The organism is Azospirillum agricola, assembly GCF_017876095.1.
Lineage (GTDB): Bacteria > Pseudomonadota > Alphaproteobacteria > Azospirillales > Azospirillaceae > Azospirillum > Azospirillum agricola.
In genome coordinates, this window is the sequence record NZ_JAGINM010000015.1 from 159,274 (window position 1) to 175,723 (window position 16,450).

Sequence of the window (16,450 nt, forward strand, 5' to 3'; positions counted from 1 at the left end):
GTCTTGTGTACCCCTCTCCCCCCAATCGCAAGCGCAGCTTGCGATGCCGACAGGCGAAGCGAAGCTTCGCCGAAAGGTGGGGAGAGGGTTAGGGTGAGGGGGATCGGTGGCGAGAAGCGTCCGGCAGGCGGATCCCCCTCACCCATCCTCTCCCCGGGGGGGAGAGGGGTTTTTCCTGTCTGCATGAGCCGCGTCACGCCGCGACCGGCTGGGGCTTGGCCGCCTTGCCCGGCACGAGGTCGATGACGGTCAGCGTGGTGCGGATGCGCTGCTTGGTGCCGTCCTGGAAGGAGATCATCGTGTCGACGTCGATCTTCGGCTGGCCGGCGTACATCGCCTCGATGATCGTCCCGTACTTCTCGCCGATGACGCTGCGGCGCACCTTGCGGGTGCGGGTCAGCTCGCCGTCGTCGGCGTCCAGCTCCTTGTAGAGCAGCAGGAACTTGGCGATGCGCTGGGCCTCGGGCAGCGTGGCGTTCACCCGCTCGACCTCGGTGCGCAGCAGCTCGTAGACCTCGGGCCGCGAGGACAAATCGGCGTAGGTCGTGAAGGCGATCCGGTTCTTCTCCGCCCATTTGGACAGGATCGACAGCCGGATGCAGATCATCGCCGACAGGTAATCGCGCTTGTCGCCCAGGATCACCGCCTCGGCCACGTACGGCGAGAACTTCAGCTTGTTCTCGATGTATTGCGGGCTGAAGCGGTCTCCCCCAGCGGTGGTCGCGATGTCCTTGATGCGGTCGATGATGACCAGATGGCCCTTCTTGTCGAAATAGCCGGCGTCGCCGGTGTGCATCCAGCCGTCGCGCATGTCGGCGACGGTCGCCGTCTCGTTCTTGTAATAGCCGGCGAACATGTTGGGGTGGGTGGTGACGATCTCGCCGACGCCGTTGTGGTCGGGGTCGATCACCTTCACCTGCACGCCATCGTCGAAGGGCACGCCGACCGTGTCGAAATCCACGTCGCCGGCGCGGTGGACGGTGTAGGCGCCCATCGTCTCGGTCTGGCCGTAGATCTGGCGCAGCGGCACGCCGAGCGCCTGGAAGAACTTGAAGGTGTCCGGCCCCAGCGCCGCACCGCCGGTGGCGGCCGACTTCAGGTTGGTGAAGCCCAGACGGTCGCGCAGCGCCTTGAACAGGATGCGGTCGGCGACGGCCGAGCGCTCCCCCTTGGCCAGCGCCTCCAGCCCCAGCTTCATGCCCAGCTCGAACATCTTCTGCTTGAAAGGCGAGGCGTCCATCATGCGGGCGCGCACGTCGGCGGCGATGGCCTCCCACAGGCGCGGCGCGAACAGCACGAAGCTCGGCCCGATCTCGCGGAAGTCGTGCATCATCGTCTCGGCTTCCTCGACGAAGTTCACGCGCATGCGCGACACCATGCCCATGCCGACCGCGTAGACCTGCTCCATGATCCAGGACATCGGCAGGACCGAGACGTATTCGTCCTCCGGCCCCTTGGGGTCGACCGATAGGTAGCTGGCGACGTGGCGGATCAGGCTGCCCGCCGGCAGCATCGCCATCTTCGGGTTCGACGTGGTGCCGGACGTGGTGCAGAGGATCGCCACCTCGTCGCCCTTGGTCGCGGCGACCATCGTCTCGTAGAGGTTCGGCTGCTGCGCGTGCAGCGCCTCGCCCATCGCCACCAGCTCGGTCGCCGGCAGCAGGCGCGGGTCGGTGTATTTGCGCATGCCGCGCGGGTCGGAATAGATGATGTGCTTGAGCGTCGGCAGCCGTTCGGCGAGGTTCAGCAGCTTGTCGACCTGCTCCTCGTCCTCGGCGAAGACGACCTTCACGTCGGCGTAGGTGATGAGGTAGGCGACCTCCTCGTCGAGCGCGTCGCGGTAGATGCCCAGGCTGTAGCCGCGCAGCGCGTGGGTCGCCACCTCGCCCATCACCCAGTCCGGCCGGTTGTCGCCGAGCAGCCCGACCACCTCGCCCGGCACGACGCCGAGCTTGGTCAGGCCGAGCGCGAAGGCGCGCACGCGGGCGTGGACGTCGGACCAGGTGAAGGTCCGCCAGATGCCGAAATCCTTCTCGCGCATGGCGATCTCGCTGCCATGGTCGCGGGCGTGCAAGGTCACCAGCTTGGGCAGCGTGTCGTGGATTTTCAGGTCGGGCAGCGACATGGGAGCGTTTCCGGCCATCACGCGACCTCCTTGCGGACGCTGTTGGCGGCCGGGGCCGCCTCTTCCTCGTCGTCCTCGCCCAGATAGGCGCGGCGGACGCGCGGGTTGGCCAGCACTTCCTCGGGCTTGCCCTCGGCGATCTTCTTGCCGAACTCCAGCACCATCACCCGGTGCGAGATGTCCATGACCACGCCCATGTCGTGCTCGATCATGACCACGGTCATGCCGAACTCCTCGTTGAGGTCGACGATGTAGCGGGCCATGTCCTCCTTCTCTTCCAGGTTCATGCCGGCCATCGGCTCGTCGAGCAGGATCAGGTCGGGCTTCAGCGCGATGGCGCGGGCCAGCTCGACCCGCTTGCGCAGCCCGTAGGACAGCGTCCCGGCGGTGGCCTTGCGGACATGCTGGATTTCGAGGAAATCGATGATCTCCTCCACCTCGCGGCGGTGCGCCAGCTCTTCCTTGCGGGCGCCGGTCAGCCAGTAGAGCGAGCCGGTCAGGAAGTTGTTCTTCAGCAGGTGGTGGCGGCCGACCATGATGTTGTCGAGCACGGTCATGTGCCCGAACAGCGCCAGATTCTGGAAGGTGCGGCCGATGCCCAGCGAGGCGCGGTGGTTCGGGGTCATCCCCGTCACGTCGCGGCCCTTGAAATAGACCTTGCCGTCGGTCGGCTTGTAGCGGCCGGAGATGCAGTTGACCATCGAGGTCTTGCCCGCACCGTTCGGTCCGATGATGGAAAACAACTCACCCTTGCGGATGCCGAAGCTGACGTCGGTCAGGGCCTGCACGCCACCGAAGCGCAGATTGACGCCCCTGGCCTCGAAAATGGTCTCCGCCTGGGCGGAGCTTTCCATGTTCCCGGGGGCCGGCTGGGCAGAGCCACGGTGCGTTGCGACGGGCGCGCCGGACATTTCCTCCTCCGTTGCTGTTGGTTCGGCTGTTCTCGAACGCCTGCGCCGGCTCTTGTTCGGCCGGTTGGGTCCATATTGTGGACCTCTCTTGGGGCAACACGGGCACTATATACCGTGATCCGTTCTGTTATCAACACTGACATTCCGCCGACGCATGTTTTTTCAGGGGACAAGGCGTCGGTCAGTCCATATTATGGACCTTCATGATGACCGACACCGAAAGCCCGACCCCCGCCGCATCCGGCGGCACCCAGAGCATCGAACGCGCCATCGCCCTCCTGCGCGGCGTCGCCGCGTCCGGCGAGGACGGCGCGCGGCTGGCCGATCTGATGACGGGGGCGAGGTTGTCGAAAGGCACGGCGCACCGTCTGCTGATCGCGCTGGCCCGCGAAGGGCTGGTCGAGCAGGATGGGCGCAGCCGCCGCTACCATCTCGGACCCGATCTGGTGGAGCTGGGCGATCTGGCCGCCGCGCGGCACCGCCCGCCGCCCCTGCCCGTCCCCGCCGCCGCAGCCGCCGAGTTGACTCCCGCCCCGCCGCAGCCGGAGATCGCGGTGCGCGCCTCGGCCTTCCTGCGGGCGGAATACCGGGGCGACTCGATCCCGCTGGCGACCCTGCTGTGCGACCGCCATGTCCGCGCCGCCGACGGGGCGCGGGCCGCCCTGCTGCACGAGAGCGTCGCCGGCCAGACCACCGAACTCAGCTTCGCCCGCCTCGCCCGCGATTCGGCGCGCTTCGCCACGGTGCTGGCCGGCATGGGGGTCGGCCCCGGCGACCGCGTTGCGGTGCTGCTGCCCAAGGGGCCGGAGCTGCTGATCGCGGCGCTGGCGATCTGGCGGCTCGGCGGCGTCTACATGCCGCTGTTCGCCACCTACACCGCCTCGGCGGTCGCCTACCGGCTGGCCGACAGCGACGCCCGCGCCATCGTCACCAACGGTTTCCTGCGCCGCAAGGTGCCGCGCGACAACGCGCGGCCCGTCGCGGCGGTCGAGGGCGACGAGGCGTTCGGCCCCGAAATCACCCCCTTCTGGTCGTCCCTGCACGCCGCCGAGCCGCGGACCGGGGTCGCCGGCTACCGCGAGGGCGACGCCTTCGCCCTGATCTACACCTCCGAATCGGAGCCGACGCCGCTCGGCGTGCCGCTGCCGGTCAAGGCGCTGTCGGGCATCGAGCAGTACATGCGCGTCGGCCTCGACCTGCGCGACGACGACATTTACTGGAACATGGCCGATCCCGGCTGGGCCTACGGAGTCTATTACGGGCTGGTCGGGCCGCTGCTGCTCGGGCGGACGACGATCTTCTGCGACGGCCCCTACGACGTGCGCCAGGGCTACCGGATGCTGACCAAGTTCGGCGTCACCAACCTGACCGCCGCGCCGTCGCAGATCCGCGCGTGGCACGGCGCCGACCCCGGCGTGACCCAGCAGTTCGCCCTGCGCATCCTGTCGGTGGTGGGCGAGCCGCTGCCGGCCGACCTGATCGCCTGGGCCAACCGCACGGTGAAGGTGCCGCTGCTCGACCAGTACGGCCAGCGCGAGACCGGCATCTTCATCGTCAACCGCTACGACCCCGACGATTCCAGCCGCCCCGGCGACGGGTCGCTCGGGCGGCCGATGCCGGGCTACCGCGTCGTCGTGCTCGACAAGGACGGCGCCGAGGCGCCGGTCGGCGGCGCCGGAGAGATCGCCATCGACGTCGACCGGTCGCCGCTCTTCTGGTTCGAGGATTACGCCAACGACCCGGAGCGCACCGCCCGGCGCTTCCGCCACGGCCGGCGCTATTACCTGACCGGCGACTGGGCCTTTCTTGACGGCGACGGCAACATCCACTATCGCGGGCGGGCTTCCGACGCCATCCTGATGCAGGAAGGGGAGTAGGCGCGTGGCGGGACGAGGAATCGGCGGGTGAGCGGCACGATGGAAGCAAGAACGAAGAACCGCGACTCCTGGCTGGCCGCCGCCTTCTCGGCGCTGGCCGAGGGCGGGGTCGAGAAGGTGCGGGTCGAGCTGCTGGCGAAGACGCTGAAGGTCACCAAGGGCAGCTTCTACTGGCATTTCCGCGACCGCACCGACCTAATGAACGCCCTGCTGGACAGCTGGAAGCAGGGCCGCATCGCCGCGATCAAGGAACAGACCCGGCTGGACGGCCGCGAGCCGACCCGCCAGCTCCACGACCTGCTGGCGCTCTACGGCGGCAACAACCCGCGCGGCATGGCGATCGAGCTGGCGGTGCGCGACTGGGCCCGCCGCGCCCCGGAGGCGGAGGGCGTCGTCGCCGAGGTCGACCGCGAGCGGCTGCGCTGCGTCGGCGACCTGTTCGCGGCGCTGGGCCTGCCGCCCGACCAGGCCTTCGCCCGCGCCTACCTGTTCTACGCCTTCGCCTTCGGCCAGGGGCTGCTGGCCCGCCAATCGGCGGCCGAGCGGGCCGAAACGGTGCAGGCGATCTGCGGCGCGGTGCTGGTGCCGGTGCCGGGCGGCCCGGCGGGCTGAGGGAGGCCGCTTCTCTCTTCCACCACGTCATGCCCGTGCTTGGCACGGGCATCCACGGGCAAGCCTCAAGGTTCCGCGTGGATGACCGGGGCAAGCCCGGTCATGATGAAAAGGACGGAGGGAGCGTCGATTTTCACGCCCGGTAGGCCAGCCGCAGGCTGCCCCAGGCGCGGCCGCGCACCATGATCGGGGCGTCGACCTCCTTCAGCCGCAGCGTCTGCCCGCCGCCCAGGTCGCGGCGGTAGGCCTGCAACAGGAAAGGCCGGTTGTTGCGCGCGGCGGCGAGGCCGGTCCGGTCGCTGAAGATCCGGCGGTTGCGCGCGTGGCCGGCGTTCCAGTCGGCCTCGCCCGGCCGCTGCGCCTCGGAATAGCGGGCGTTGTGGGTCGGCAGGTAGCCGGCGCTGTTGACCGCCGCGCAGAACTCGATGCGCGGGCTGGAGGACAGCACCGGCTCCTGGATCGCCGGGAACAGCCGGTCGGTCAGCTCGGTGAAGGGAGCCATGTGCTGCTCCGGCAGGCTGCCGGGGATCGGCGTCAGGTCGGGCGAGAACAGCGCCTCCTCGCTGATGGCGCCCTTGGCGAGGCTCGCCTCCAGCGCGTCCGCCAGCGCCGCGGCCGTCCGCTGGGCGGTCTCGATGAAGGGCTTGTCGCCCTCGATCAGCCGGCGGTAGACCGCCTCCAGCGCCACGGCCTGGGCGGCGGGCAGGACGTCCAGCGCCAGATGCAGCCCGAGGTCGCTGGTGCCGGCGACGATGGCCGGCAGGTCGCCGACGTCGCGCAGCGCGATCGTCACCCGCGTCTGCTCGGCCAGCGCCGGCAGCCCCCTGGGATCCAGCATCAGCCCGTCGAGCGACAGGTCGAGCATGGTCGCCGGGAAGCGGCCGGCGGTGGCGGCCAGCGTCACCGCCTCCTCGCAGGGGATGCGGTCGGAGGTGCGGCGGTCGCCGGCCACCGACTGGCGCAGCGCGATGACCAGCCGCTGCTTCAGGTTGGACACCGCCGTCTGCGTGTCGGCCATGCGGCGGCTGACGTCGCCGGCGACGGCGGTGATCTCGTCGGTCTGGTCGCGGATGCGCAGCACGCTGCCCGACACCTGCGAGGCGCCGTCGGCCGAGTTGGTGGCGCTGCGCCCGATCTCGCCGTTGGCGGCGGACTGCTCCTCCACCGCGGCCGCGGCCGCGGCGGCGGCCTGGTCGATCTCCTCGATCACCCCGATCACCGTCTGGATGGCCGACACGCTGCCTTCCACCGCCTCCTTCAGCTCGTCGATCTGGCGGGCGATGTCGCCGGTCGCCCGCGCGGTCTGCCCCGCCAGATTCTTCACCTCGCCGGCGACGACCGCGAAGCCCTTCCCCGCCTCCCCGGCGCGGGCCGCCTCGATGGTGGCGTTCAATGCCAGCAGGTTGGTCTGGCCGGCGATGGCGTTGATCAGGTTGGCGACCTTGGCGATCTCCTCGGTCGCCACCTCCATCCGGCCGATCGCCGAGGCGGAGAAGCGCGCGCTGTCGACCGCGCGCCGCGCCACCTCGCTGGAGCGCGCCGCCTGGCGGGCGATCTCGTGGCCAGCCGAATTCAGCTCCTCGGTCGCGGCGGCGACGGAGGAGGCGTTGGCGCTCGCCTGCTCGGCGGCGGCGGACACCACCACCGTGTTCTCACGCACCACGCCGAGGGAGTCGGTGAGATGCCGGAGGCCGTCGCCGGCGCGCCGGCCGGCCTGTTCGACGCCGATCCAGGTGGCGTCGAGATCGTCCTCGATGGCCTTGCAGGTTTCCAGCAGGGTCTGGCGGGTCAGCTCCTTCTGGCGGGCCTCCAGTTCCTGCTTCTCGTACAGGCCGTAGGCGAGCTTGGCCTTCATGGCGCGCAGTTCGGACGCCACCCGCCGGAACTCGGCGACGCGGACCGGGTCCATCGGCGCGGTGAGGTTGCCGGCGGCGATGCCGGCGTAGGTCGTCTCCAGGGTCGCCAGCGGGCGGCGCACCATGCGCAGGATCAACCAGCCGGACAGCGCCGCCAGCACGCAGCTCAGCAGGGCGGCGGCGATCATCTCCGCCACGCGGGTCCGGTATTCGGACGCGGCGGATTCATACGCCTCCTTCGCCACGCGGACCTGAAGCTCCAGCAGCGCGCCGGCGGTTTCCTGCAACTGGGCGAACAGCGGCTTCACCTGGCCGCGCATGTGGGTTTCCAGCGCCAGCGAGTTGCCCTCCCGCGCCAGCGTCACCGCCGGTTGGATGGCGTCGCGGCCGTAGGCGGCGCTCAGCGTCCGGTAGCGGTCGGCGAGCGCCGTCTCCTGCGCGGTCAGGCGGGCCGCCAGATAGCCGGTCAGCAGCCGCTGCATCACGCCGAGGTTGTCGTCGATCGCCCGTGCCTGCCTGGCCACGTCGGCGGCGGACACGCCGTCGCGCACCTCGATGACGAGGTCGGTCAGGATCTGCTGGTTGGCGCGGGCGTGGTTCAGGATCTCGCCGATCTGGTAGGCGGGAACCGTGCGGTCCTCGTACACCGTGCGCAGCGAGGCGTTGGAATCGGACATGCCGGCCAGCCCCAGCCAGCCGGCCAGCAGCACCGCCAGGATCAGCAGGCCGAACACCGCCGTCAGCCGCGCGGCGATGCTGTCGCGCACCGCCAGCAGCGCCCGCACCGGCGCCTTGCGGTGGACCAGCTCGCCCCCGGCCAGCGCCACCCCGGCGGTGCCGGCGCGCATCCGCGCGTAGAGGGATCCGGCCGCCGCGACCTCCTCGCGCGACGGTTTGGAGCGGATCGAGATGTAGCCCGTCACCACCCCGCCCTCGACCACCGGCGTGACGTTGGCCCGCACCCAGTAGAAATCGCCGGACCTGGTGCGGTTCTTCACCAGCCCTTCCCAGGGCTTCCCGCCCTTGATGGTCTCCCACAGGTCGGCGAAGGCCTCCTTTGGCATGTCTGGGTGGCGGACGAGGTTGTGGGGAGCGCCGATCAGCTCATGCTCGGGAAAACCGCTGATCTCGGCGAACGCCTTGTTGACGAAGGTGATGCGCCCGCCCGGATCGGTGCGGGACACCAGCGGCACGCCGTCCGCCATCAGCACTTCTTTGTCGGTGATCGGTGTGTTCACACGCATGGCACCATTCCGCTCCAGCCATTTCCCCACGGCCGGCGGCGGCCCGCCGGTCGCCCGGCCCACTGCAAACGGCGTACCGTGCGGCCGGCGCCTGAAAGGAAAAGCACCGCAAGGCCTTGACGGAAAAAGGAGACATGCGCGACAGGATCGCTCGTCTCACTTTGCGTCCGGGAACGGCAGTTCCTCGCAAAATGAGAAGCCTTCAGGTCCTTGTCAATTTTGTTGCTGGCGCAGCAGGCCGTCGAGCGGGATGGCGGTGACGCTCTTCACCTCCTCCATCACCGCGTAGGTGTGGGTTTCGCGCACGCCGCGCGCGGTGGACAGCAGTTCGCCCAGGAACAGCCGGTACTCGTTCATGTCGCGGACGCGGGCCTTGACCAGATAGTCGAAGCCGCCGGCCACCATGTGGCACTCCATGATCTGCGGCATGCGCAGGACCGTGCCCTTGAAGTCGTCGAAATTGTCCGGGGTGGTGCGGTCCAGCACGACCTCGACGAAGACCAGCATGCCGGAATCGAGCCGGTGCGGGTCGAGCAGCGCGACGTAGCGCTGGATCACCCCGTCGTTCTGCAAGCGCTTCACGCGCTCCAGGCAGGCGGCCGGGCTGAGGTTGATGCGGCGGGCCAGCTCGACGTTGCTGAGGCGCCCGTCCTCCTGCAACTCGCGCAGGATCTTCAGGTCGGTGGCATCGAGGCTGCGGTCCATGGTCGGCGTCAAACTTTCTTCGGACGATACCCTGATCAAATCTTATAAATTCAGTTTCATCATGGGTGAAGCGGATTATGTCCGGAAACGCGCGAAAGCCGGCTCAGGAAGCCGCCGGCAGGGCGTCGCGCTCCGCCGCCTCGCGGTCGGCGTAGCGGCGGGCCAGCACGGCGCAGACCATGAGCTGGATCTGGTGGAAGATCATCACCGGCAGCAGCACGAGGCCGGCGGTGGCCGGCGCGAACAGCACGCCGGCCATCGGCACGCCGCTGACCAGCGACTTCTTCGAGCCGCAGAAGACGATGGCCGTCTCGTCGGCGGTCGAGAAGCCGAGGCGGCGGCTGAGCAGCGTCGTGCCGACCAGGAACAGCGCCAGGATCGCGCAATCGACCAGCACGACCATCGCCAGCGCCTCCGGCGGCACCTGGGTCCAGAGGCCGCCGACCACCGCCTCGCTGAAGGCGATGTAGACGACCAGCAGGATCGAGCCGCGGTCGGTCACCTTCAGCAGGCCCTTGTGCCGCGCCGCCCAGGCGCCGACCCAGCGGCGCAGAAGCTGCCCGGCGACGAAGGGCAGCAGAAGCTGGACGACGATGGTCTGGATCGCGTCCAGCGAGAAACCGCCGCCCTGCGCCTTGAGGAACAGCGCGACCAGCAGCGGGGTCATCAGGATGCCGGCGATGTTGGACAGGGTGGCGCTGCACACCGCCGCCGCGACGTTGCCCCGCGCCATCGAGGTGAAGGCGATGGAGGACTGCACCGTCGAGGGCAGCAGGCAGAGGAACTGCACCCCGATGGCGAGCGCCGGCGGCAGCAGCCGTTCCGGCATCGTCTCCACCACCAGCCAGCCGATCAGCGGGAAGGCCAGGAAGGTCAGGGAGACGATCAGCAGATGCAGCCGCCAGTGCGAGAGGCCAGCCGTCACCTCCTCGCGCGGAAGCCGGGCGCCGTGCAGGAAGAACAGCAGCGCGATGGCGGCCTCGGCAACCCAGTGAACCCCGTCGGCGGCGGCACCCTGGAGCGGCAGGAGACTCGCGAGCCCGACCGTCGCCAGCAGGGCCAGCGTGAAACCATCGAGGTTCGGGCGGGGCACGCGGATCATCGTATGGAACTCCGGAATACAGCGATCCCCAGCGATGTAACGCGCCACGCCGCGTCTGGGAAGGGTGCAGCGCACAATCCAGGTGCGGTTGCGGGCGCATGGCTGCCTTGACGAGGGGCCCGGCCCCCGCGGGGCGCCCAACGGGTTCCGTCAATTGTCTGCCAGGCAAAAAACATTGATGGCGAATGATTGCCGCCCATGACAGTTTTCACGCGCAAGATCGGCGGCCTGCCGGAAAGCCAACGGGCGCGGGGCAGGGACCACCGGCGAGAAACCATCCGGAGGAGGGCAACAGCATGAAGGTCTACGGTTATTTCCGGTCATCGGCGGCGTACCGGCTGCGGATCGCGCTCAACCTCAAGGGGCTGGCGGCCGAGGAGCAGGTCTTCGTCCATCTCCGCAGGAAGGAGCAGAGCGCCCCCGACTATCTCGCCGTCAACCCGATGGGGCTGGTGCCGGCGCTGGAGGAGAACGGGCAGATTCTCACCCAGTCGCTCGCCATCATCGAGTATCTCGACGAGACCCGTCCCGAACCGGCGCTGCTGCCGCGCGACCCGCTCGACCGCGCCTGGGTGCGCTCGATCGCGCTCGCCATCGCCTGCGACATCCACCCGATCAACAACCTGCGCGTCCTCAACCACCTGCGCGACCGGCTGGGCCAGGACGAGGAGTCCCGCAACGCCTGGTACGCCCACTGGGTGGCCGAGGGCTTCGCCGGGGTCGAGGCGATGCTGGCCCGCGACCCGCGCACCGGAACCTTCTGCTACGGCGAGACACCGACGCTCGCCGACGTCTGCCTCGTCCCGCAGCTGTTCAACGCCGAGCGGCTGAACTGCCCGCTCGACGCCTACCCGACGATCCGCCGCATCGCCGCCGCCGCCCGCGCCCTCCCCGCCTTCCAGGCGGCGGAGCCCGGCCGCCAGCCGGACGCCGAATGAGCCGCCCTTTCCGCTGAGGCTCGCTGGGAGCCACCGGCCTGACGGAAAGCCCTGAAGAGCCCCCTCTCCCGCAAGGAGAGAGGGGCTTTGGTCAAGCCACGGAGGCGACCGGCCAGCGGTGGACGAAGCCGGCCTCACGCTCCAGCCGCAGGCCGAGCCGGACCAGCCGGCGCTCCTCGCCCGGACGCGCGATGAGCTGGATGCCGAAGGGCAGCCCGTCCGCCTCCCCCAACGACGGGGCCACCGGCAGGGTCAGCACCGGGAATCCGATCAGCGTCACGATGGCGGTGACGCCCAGATAGTCGAGGATGGTCTCGACCGGCCGCCCGTCGATCGCCGTCACCTCGCCGTCGGCGTTCGGCCAGGGCAGCACGCCGCAGGCCGGCGCCGCCAGCACGTCGATGTCGCGGAACAGCGCGACGAAGCGCCGGTACAGCGCCGTGCGCGCCGCCTGCGCCTCGAGATAGGCGTCGGCGGTGATGCCGGCGCCGGCCTCGATGTTCCAGCGCACGGTGTCGGTCAGCCGCTCGCCATGCCGGGCCAGCAGCGGGCCGAAGGCGTGGCGGGTCTGGGCGGCGCGCAGCGTGCGGAAGGTCGCCATGGCGTCGCCGCACTCGGGATGGCGCCGCGCCACCGGCCCGGCCGCCCGCTCCAGCCGCCCGACCGCCAGGTCGAAGCGCGCGCGCACCGCCTCCGACACGGTGGCCGCGCCGAAATCCGCCGTGGCGCCCAGCCGCGACTCCGACCCGTCGTCGCGGTCGCCGAACAGCGAGGTCGGGTCGTTCAGATCGGCGCCGGCCATGGCGCCCAGCAGCAACGCGCAGTCGGCCGTGTCGCGCGCCAGCACGCCGTGCGTCGCCAGCGTGTCCCAACCCAGCCCACGCCCCGGCGCCGGAATCAGCCCCGGCGTCGGCCGGATCGAGGCGATGCCGCAGAAGCTGGCCGGCACCCGCACCGAGCCGCCGAAATCGGTGCCGTGCGCCAGCGGCGCCATGCCGGTCGCCACCGCCACCGCCGAGCCGCCGCTCGACCCGCCCGAGGTCAGCACCGGGTCGAAGGGGTTGCGCGTCGGCCCGGCCAGCCGGTTTTGACAGACGGCGCCGAAGCCGAACTCCGGCGTGTTGGTCTTGCCGATGACGATGCCGCCGGCCGCCTCGATCCGCGCCACGGCGACGTCGTTCGCCGCCGGCACATGGTCGGCATAAAGCGCCGAGCCGTAGGTGGTCCGCAGGCCGGCGGTGTCGGTCAGATCCTTCACCGCCACCGGCACGCCGTGCAGCGGCCCCACCGGCCGGGGTGCCGCGTCCAGCGCGTCGGCGCGGGCCAGCGCCGCGTCGGCGGCGACGGTGACGAAGGCGGACAGCGCCGGCTCGGCCGCCTCGATCCGCGCCAGATGCGCCTCAACCGCCGCGCGGGCGGTCAGCTCCCGCCGCGCCAGCCGGCCGGCCAAGCGGGCCGCCCCCTCCCGCCACAGCGCCTCGCCTGCGGCGTCGATCTGCTCACCCATGCATCATTCCCTTTCATGGCGCAAAAAGAGGCAATTGCTTCCAGGCACCGCACAAGCCGTTGCCATCTCGGCTCGACCAGCGAGGCCCCGAATTCCAATAAATTGATTTATCATATTGATAAAGAATGGAAATACGGAAAACGGCATGCTGTTTGCTAAATAGGATGCGTACGAAGGTAACGCGAAACGGACGGTGCAGCCATGGTCAGTGCCTCGCCCAGCAGTCAAGCATCCTCACGGGCAGCCTCGCAGGCAGCCCCGCGCGGGCAGACGCTTCTCCTCGACGGGATCACCCAGCGCTACGGCCAGTCGGTCGCCGTCAACGACGTCACGCTCGACATCCGCGGCGGCGAGCTGGTGGCGCTGCTCGGGCCGTCGGGCTGCGGCAAGACCACCCTGCTGCGCATCATCGCCGGATTCCTGGCCCAGACGAAGGGCCATGTGATCGTCGGCGGCGAGACGGTGGACGGGCTGCCGCCCAACCGCCGCTCGGTCGGCATCGTCTTCCAGAACTACGCGCTGTTCCCGCACATGACGGTGGCGGAGAACGTCGCCTACGGGCTGGACGCGCGCGGCGCCGACCGCGCCACCCAGCGCGCCGAGGCCCAGCGCATGCTGGATCTGGTGAAGCTCGGCCATCTCGGCGACCGCTACCCGCGCCAGCTCTCCGGCGGGCAGCAGCAGCGCGTCGCGCTGGCCCGCGCGCTGGCGGTCAACCCGTCGATCCTGCTGCTCGACGAGCCCTTCGCGGCGCTCGACAAGAATCTGCGGCTCGACATGCAGATCGAGGTCAAGCGCATCCAGCGCCTGTCCGGCATCACCACCATCCTCGTCACCCACGACCAGGAGGAGGCACTGTCGATGGCCGACCGCGTCGCCGTGCTGAGCCAGGGCCGGCTGGAACAGTTCTCGCCGCCGACCCAGATCTATGACGCGCCCGACAGCCTGTTCGTGAACACCTTCGTCGGCTCGGCCAACCTGCTGGGCGGCGTGCTGGTCGATTTCGACCGCGGCGGCGGCCGGGTGCGGCTCGACGCCGGCGGCCTGATCGAGACGCGCGCGCCCAAGGGCGACCTGCTCCCCGGCGCCCGCGTCACCGTCTGCCTGCGCCCCGAGCATCTGCGCGTCGACCCCGGCGCCGAGGGCGTCGAGACGCTGAACGGCGTGGTCGAGATGGGGCTGCCGCTCGGCGCCACCGTGGTGCACGAGATCCGCGTCGGCGACGGCTCCGCCGTCAAGGTGGCGGAGCCGCGGCTGGAGCGCGGGCTGCTGCTCGCCCCCGGCACGCCGGTGCGCCTCGCCCCGGTCGCCCCCCGCCTCGCCTCGGTCTTCGCCGCGGCCTGATCCCTCCGCTTTTCCTCCCCCTGCCCTTCTCCTCCCATCCCTTCAGGAGTCGACCGATGCTGCTGACCCGCCGCAACCTGATGCAGACGGCGCTGACGCTGGGCGCCATGCACGCCTTCCCCGGCCTGACCTGGGCGCAGGCCCGCCCGCTGGTCTTCGCGACCTTCACCGGAAGCTGGGAGGAGGCGCACAAGGCCGTGCTCGTCCCCGCCTTCCGCAAGGCGGCCGGCAACGCCGACATGGTGCTCGACCCGATGCTGTCGGTCGACCAGATCGCCAAGGTCAACGCGGCGAAGAACAACCCGCCGATCGACGTCATGCTGCACGATCCGGGCCCGGCGCTCCAGGCGGTGGCCCAGGGCCTCGTCGAGCCCTATCCGGTCGACAAGAGCGCCCACTACAAGGACCTGATCCCGGCGGCGCAGGAGCCGAGCGGGCCGGCGCCCTTCTTCCAGGTTGTCGGGCTGACCTACAACCCGGAGACGGTGAAGACCCCGCCGACCAGCTGGGCCGATCTGTGGAAGCCGGAGTTCAAGGGCCGCGTCGGCATCACCAACCTGAACTCGACGCTCGGCACCGGCTTCATGGTCGAGCTGGCCAAGATGCATGGCGGGTCGGAGAGCAACATCGACCCGGCCTTCAAGGCGATCGAGGCGCTGCGCCCCAGCCTCGCCGCCGTCGCCGCCAACCCCGGCCAGCTCGCCACCCTGTTCCAGCAGGGCCAGATCGACATCTCGCCCGGCAACTTCAACGCCATCCAGATCCTCAAGGCGCGCGGCGTGCCGGTGGAGTGGGTGGCGCCGAAGGAGGGCGCCATCGCCTTCAAGACGACCATCCACATCGTCAAGAACTCCCCCAACCGCGAGCTGGCCTTCAAGCTGATCGAGGCCGCCCTGTCGCCGGAGGTGCAGGCGATTCTGATGGAGGAGCCCTACCTGATCGTGCCGACCAACACCAAGGTCGCCATGAAGGGCGAGATCGCCAAGGCGCTGGCCAAGGATCACGCCGATCTGGAGAAGAAGTTCGTGTTCCAGGACTGGGCCAAGATCAACGAGCAGCGCGCCGCCTGGATCGAACGCTTCAACCGCGAGATTCGCGTCTGAGGTTTGGAGTTCCCCCTCTCCCCCCAGCGCTGGCTTTGCCAGCGCTGCCGACAGGCGAAGCGAAGCTTCGCCGAAAGGCGGGGAGAGGGTCGGGGTGAGGGGGATGCACGGCGTGACGCCGCAAGCGTCCAGAAGCGCCCCTCCCAATCCCGGAAATCCCCGCCGTGCATCCCCCTCACCCTAACCCTCTCCCCAGGGGGAGAGGGGACCAGGGGTGCGGGTCGGGGCGGAAGAGAGTTTTTTGATTCAGGAGACACACCCCATGGCCGCGGCGTTGCGCAACGTCACCACCTACGACCTGAAGCTCGCGGCCCCGCTGGCGCTGGGGTTCGTCGTCTTCTTCATCACGCCGCTGGTCATCCTGCTGGCGCTCAGCTTCCAGGCCGACCCGCAGGGAAGCCATTACGGGCTGACCCAGTACGTCAATTTCCTCGGCGACCGCTTCAGCCTGGGCGTGCTGGGCTCGACCCTGTGGCTGGGGGTGAAGGTCACGGCACTGACGCTGCTGCTGGGCTATCCGGTGGCGTGGCTGCACCAGCGCGCGCCCTCCTGGGCCAAGGGGACCATCATGCTGCTGGTGCTGCTGCCGCTGTTGACCAGCGTGGTGGTGCGCACCTTCGCCTGGGTCGTCATCCTCGGCCGCCAGGGCATCGTCAACGCCTCGCTGGCCGGGCTCGGGCTGATCGACACGCCGCTGAAGCTGCTCTACACCGAGAGCGGCGTGGTCATCGCGCTGGCGCAGGTGCAGATGCCGCTGATGGTGCTGCCGCTGATCACGGCGCTGAGCCGCATCGACCCCAACCTCGCCGACGCCTCCTCGGTGCTGGGGTCCGGGCACTGGCGGACCTTCCGCAAGGTGATCCTGCCGCTGTCGCTGCCGGGTATCGTCGCCGGCTGCCTGCTGACCTACGCCGCCGCCATCACCGCCTTCATCACCCAGAGCCTGATCGGCGGCGGGCAGATGCTGTTCATGCCGATGTACATCTACCAGCAGGCGTCCACCTTGCAGAACTGGCCCTTCGCCGCCGCGATCTCCATCGTCTTCCTGGTCGCGGTGCTGGTGGTGGTGTCGATCTTCAACGCGCTGGGCCGCCTGTCGCGCGGCTACACCAACGCCTGAGGAGGG

The 16,450-nt window shown here is 69.7% G+C and carries 12 protein-coding genes; 6 read left to right on the forward strand and 6 right to left on the reverse strand.

Annotated elements, in window-relative coordinates; genetic code table 11:
- Window positions 1–193: 193 nt before the first annotated feature.
- The gene (locus tag J2847_RS21920; RefSeq protein WP_233474695.1) at window positions 194–2,143 is read right to left on the reverse strand and encodes a long-chain fatty acid--CoA ligase; all 1,950 of its coding nucleotides are present in this window, start codon (window positions 2,141–2,143) and stop codon (window positions 194–196) included.
- Window positions 2,143–2,979: an ABC transporter ATP-binding protein gene (locus J2847_RS21925; protein ID WP_209780955.1), complete on the reverse strand. Its 837-nt coding sequence runs from the start codon at window positions 2,977–2,979 to the stop codon at window positions 2,143–2,145. The genes J2847_RS21920 and J2847_RS21925 overlap by 1 nt, the downstream gene beginning before the upstream one ends.
- Before the next feature lie 260 nt (window positions 2,980–3,239).
- Between J2847_RS21925 and J2847_RS21930 the strand changes: the two genes are divergently transcribed.
- Window positions 3,240–4,913: an AMP-binding protein gene (locus tag J2847_RS21930; protein WP_209780956.1), complete on the forward strand. Its 1,674-nt coding sequence runs from the start codon at window positions 3,240–3,242 to the stop codon at window positions 4,911–4,913.
- A gap of 39 nt (window positions 4,914–4,952) precedes the next feature.
- Window positions 4,953–5,525, forward strand: coding sequence for a TetR/AcrR family transcriptional regulator (locus J2847_RS21935; RefSeq protein WP_209780957.1), 573 nt, complete (start codon window positions 4,953–4,955; stop codon window positions 5,523–5,525).
- Window positions 5,526–5,658: 133 nt separating this feature from the next.
- On the opposite strand, the gene J2847_RS21940 is transcribed toward J2847_RS21935, so the two are convergent.
- From J2847_RS21940 to J2847_RS21950, 3 genes are all read right to left on the reverse strand, one after another.
- Complete coding sequence (locus J2847_RS21940) at window positions 5,659–8,625, reverse strand: methyl-accepting chemotaxis protein (protein ID WP_209780958.1); 2,967 nt, start codon at window positions 8,623–8,625, stop codon at window positions 5,659–5,661.
- Between the two features lie 213 nt (window positions 8,626–8,838).
- A complete protein-coding gene (locus tag J2847_RS21945) occupies window positions 8,839–9,330 on the reverse strand; it encodes a winged helix-turn-helix transcriptional regulator (protein WP_085554514.1) in 492 nt (163 codons plus the stop codon).
- Window positions 9,331–9,433: 103 nt separating this feature from the next.
- Window positions 9,434–10,432, reverse strand: a complete 999-nt coding sequence (locus tag J2847_RS21950) for a bile acid:sodium symporter family protein (protein ID WP_209780959.1) — start codon at window positions 10,430–10,432, stop codon at window positions 9,434–9,436.
- 296 nt (window positions 10,433–10,728) lie between these two features.
- Here J2847_RS21950 and maiA point away from each other — a divergent pair, with 296 nt between their 5' ends.
- Window positions 10,729–11,370: a maleylacetoacetate isomerase gene (maiA, locus tag J2847_RS21955; RefSeq protein WP_209780960.1), complete on the forward strand. Its 642-nt coding sequence runs from the start codon at window positions 10,729–10,731 to the stop codon at window positions 11,368–11,370.
- Window positions 11,371–11,461: 91 nt separating this feature from the next.
- Here maiA and J2847_RS21960 read toward each other — a convergent pair whose 3' ends face one another.
- Complete coding sequence (locus J2847_RS21960) at window positions 11,462–12,877, reverse strand: amidase (protein WP_209780961.1); 1,416 nt, start codon at window positions 12,875–12,877, stop codon at window positions 11,462–11,464.
- Window positions 12,878–13,078: 201 nt separating this feature from the next.
- On the opposite strand from J2847_RS21960, the gene J2847_RS21965 reads away from it, so the two are divergent.
- From J2847_RS21965 to J2847_RS21975, 3 genes are all read left to right on the forward strand, one after another.
- Window positions 13,079–14,221 carry an ABC transporter ATP-binding protein gene (locus tag J2847_RS21965; protein WP_209780962.1) on the forward strand — a complete coding sequence of 381 codons (1,143 nt, stop codon included), beginning with the start codon at window positions 13,079–13,081 and terminating at the stop codon, window positions 14,219–14,221.
- A gap of 56 nt (window positions 14,222–14,277) precedes the next feature.
- The gene (locus J2847_RS21970) at window positions 14,278–15,324 is read left to right on the forward strand and encodes an ABC transporter substrate-binding protein (RefSeq protein WP_209780963.1); all 1,047 of its coding nucleotides are present in this window, start codon (window positions 14,278–14,280) and stop codon (window positions 15,322–15,324) included.
- A gap of 262 nt (window positions 15,325–15,586) precedes the next feature.
- Window positions 15,587–16,444, forward strand: coding sequence for an ABC transporter permease (locus J2847_RS21975; protein WP_209780964.1), 858 nt, complete (start codon window positions 15,587–15,589; stop codon window positions 16,442–16,444).
- Window positions 16,445–16,450: the final 6 nt, after the last annotated feature.

Coding starts and splice junctions, on each gene's coding strand:
- J2847_RS21920 (WP_233474695.1), bottom strand. CDS start 2,143: ATGGCCGGAAACGCTCCCATGTCGCTGCCCGACCTGAAAATCCACGAC.
- J2847_RS21925 (WP_209780955.1), bottom strand. CDS start 2,979: ATGGAAAGCTCCGCCCAGGCGGAGACCATTTTCGAGGCCAGGGGCGTC.
- J2847_RS21930 (WP_209780956.1), top strand. CDS start 3,240: ATGATGACCGACACCGAAAGCCCGACCCCCGCCGCATCCGGCGGCACC.
- J2847_RS21935 (WP_209780957.1), top strand. CDS start 4,953: ATGGAAGCAAGAACGAAGAACCGCGACTCCTGGCTGGCCGCCGCCTTC.
- J2847_RS21940 (WP_209780958.1), bottom strand. CDS start 8,625: ATGCGTGTGAACACACCGATCACCGACAAAGAAGTGCTGATGGCGGAC.
- J2847_RS21945 (WP_085554514.1), bottom strand. CDS start 9,330: ATGGACCGCAGCCTCGATGCCACCGACCTGAAGATCCTGCGCGAGTTG.
- J2847_RS21950 (WP_209780959.1), bottom strand. CDS start 10,432: ATGATCCGCGTGCCCCGCCCGAACCTCGATGGTTTCACGCTGGCCCTG.
- maiA (WP_209780960.1), top strand. CDS start 10,729: ATGAAGGTCTACGGTTATTTCCGGTCATCGGCGGCGTACCGGCTGCGG.
- J2847_RS21960 (WP_209780961.1), bottom strand. CDS start 12,877: ATGGGTGAGCAGATCGACGCCGCAGGCGAGGCGCTGTGGCGGGAGGGG.
- J2847_RS21965 (WP_209780962.1), top strand. CDS start 13,079: ATGGTCAGTGCCTCGCCCAGCAGTCAAGCATCCTCACGGGCAGCCTCG.
- J2847_RS21970 (WP_209780963.1), top strand. CDS start 14,278: ATGCTGCTGACCCGCCGCAACCTGATGCAGACGGCGCTGACGCTGGGC.
- J2847_RS21975 (WP_209780964.1), top strand. CDS start 15,587: ATGGCCGCGGCGTTGCGCAACGTCACCACCTACGACCTGAAGCTCGCG.